Below are 2,203 nucleotides of genomic sequence, written 5' to 3' on the forward strand. Positions count from 1 at the left end.
GCGATAAACCCAGCTAATTCTTGTCGCTGTATTTCGGAGAGATAAGTCAGACTGGCAATCTCAGGCACATTTTCGGCAGAAGTGGAATGAATCAGAGCTTGATTAAACTGCGGTAAATGGTAAGCGTTTTGGCTATTTTCTGAATTGGCAGAGCAAGCACTAAGTAAAACAGTGCATAGTAATAAAACAAGGTTCGGGTGGCATAAACGATTAACGCTCAGCATAGGCATTGGCAACATTCCGTGTAGTCATTGATTAACTTAATATGAATCAATTAATTCAACATTACAAGGCAACCCAAATAGCCACTACCCATGTTAGAGAGCACCCGTGCCCACTTTATGAATATCAATGAACACAGGTTTGTTATGACACAAAAAAACGCTCACTAGTTGTGAACGCTTAATCATATTTGTGGATGTTATCGTTACCGTTATTATGGAAACTTATTGTTTCACGCCCATTAAAATATCCAGGGCGCGTAAACGATGTTCACTGTCATATAAGTCATTGGTAAACATAAGCTCATCAACACCTAGCTGTTGAACAATCACTTCAAGTCGATGTTTAACTGTTGCAGGTCCGCCACACACCGACAAACTTAAAAAGTTATCAACGTAGCTTTTCTCTTGCTCGCTCCACAACCCATCCATACTATCGACAGGCGGTTTAAGCCACATTTCATTGCCACGAATTAACGCCAAAATACGTTGTTTCGAGCTAGTACTAAGGTATTCTGCTTCAGCATCTGTTGGGGCGGCGACCAAAGGTAATCCCAACATAACATAAGGCTTGCTCAATACTGCTGAAGGAATAAATTCACGTCGATAAAGCTCAACTGCATCATATAAAAAACGCGGTGCAAAGTGGCCTGCAAATACATAGGGTAATCCACGTTTAGCAGCCAACTGAGCGCTAAACAAACTGGAGCCTAATAACCAAATTGGCACATTAGTGTCTTCGCCCGGAATCGCTCTCACTTGGGCGGATGCAGCTTGTTGACGCTGCGATCGCGGACCTAGTAATGACTGTAGTTCGCTCACTTCTTCTGGGAAGTGTTCAGCTCGGCTATCATCACGATTCAATGCACGACTCGTCACTTGGTCGCTACCGGGTGCGCGGCCTAAGCCTAAATCGATACGGTTGGGATACAAACTGGCCAAGGTTCCAAACTGCTCTGCAACCACTAAGGGTGCGTGGTTAGGTAACATGATCCCGCCAGCACCAACACGAATACGTTGAGTCCCACCTGCTATATAGCCAATTAATATCGAGGTTGCCGAGCAAATAATGCCTGGCATATTGTGATGTTCAGCCAACCAAAAACGATTAATACCAACATTTTCGGCATGTTGAGCATAACGTAGGCTACCGTGTAATGTTTCAGCGACGCTGGCGTCTTCGCGCATCGGCGCGAGTTCGAGTAATGAAAAAGGAATATCCGCCAATATTGACATCATGGCTCCTTATTTAAGGTAAGAATTGATGGCATCCACTGAAAACCAAGCTGTCGAGCTAGTAAGAAAGGTTTTCAACAGATGATGATCTAAAAGGCTTGTAGCATCTCGGGAGTAAACTCATCAGCATCAACAGAAACACCGGCGGCATCGATACATTGCTGTAGTTTATTTAACTCATTATTGACGTTTGAAATAGTTAACGTGTTGTTATCTAACTCATACACTAGTGCCAAGCTTTGATAATAAAAACTGAGTATCACTAATGCATCACGGTTATTGTCTTTGGCAGCTTGTTGAACTGATTTCAGCTTGCGGTAAATTTTGTTCTGCAGCTGCTTCAGTTGCCACACATAATAGACTTCATAAAATTTCTGTTTGGTACGCAGGTTACGTATTAATAGGCTGCATACCATTAGCGCCAAAATCACCCCAGTAAAATTAAGATGAAAATTGCCAGTAGCCTCTGCACCGGGTAATGGCTTAACGCCAAAAAAATAGATCATCAACTGACCAAATATCACAGACAAAATAGCCAATGTTGCCACTAAACCTATCTGTACTTGATTGTTAACCGAACGATACTGGCTTTTATTAATTGTAACTAACTTCATCACGCCGCTCACATCACTTATTTATCTATAGCTTAACGCGTCACAGCTATTTATAGAATGAAATATTAACGCTTATTAAGTGTGATTTAATCTAATGCTATTGGGGGTAAGTGAGTTGATAATCAGGAGCGA

General features: G+C 42.0%; 3 protein-coding genes. All 3 read right to left on the minus strand.

Translation table 11 applies throughout. The features are described from left to right. Nucleotides 1–239: hypothetical protein (locus CXF78_RS21715; protein ID WP_219622106.1), on the minus strand; the 239-nt coding region annotated here is incomplete at its 3' end. Nucleotides 240–446: 207 nt separating this feature from the next. After that, nucleotides 447–1,457 (minus strand): LLM class flavin-dependent oxidoreductase, encoded by a 1,011-nt coding sequence (locus tag CXF78_RS21030; RefSeq protein ID WP_102037854.1) that lies wholly within the window; start codon nt 1,455–1,457, stop codon nt 447–449. Nucleotides 1,458–1,546: 89 nt separating this feature from the next. Then, a complete protein-coding gene (locus tag CXF78_RS21035; RefSeq protein WP_102037855.1) occupies nt 1,547–2,071 on the minus strand; it encodes a DUF3087 domain-containing protein in 525 nt (174 codons plus the stop codon). Nucleotides 2,072–2,203: the final 132 nt, after the last annotated feature.

The organism is Shewanella sp. 11B5, from assembly GCF_002836795.1.
Taxonomy (GTDB): Bacteria; Pseudomonadota; Gammaproteobacteria; order Enterobacterales; family Shewanellaceae; genus Shewanella; species Shewanella frigidimarina.

What these genes read in the sequence shown, in the direction of transcription:
- CXF78_RS21030 (WP_102037854.1), bottom strand. Translation starts at nt 1,457, where the DNA reads ATGTCAATATTGGCGGATATTCCTTTTTCATTACTCGAACTCGCGCCG.
- CXF78_RS21035 (WP_102037855.1), bottom strand. Translation starts at nt 2,071, where the DNA reads ATGAAGTTAGTTACAATTAATAAAAGCCAGTATCGTTCGGTTAACAAT.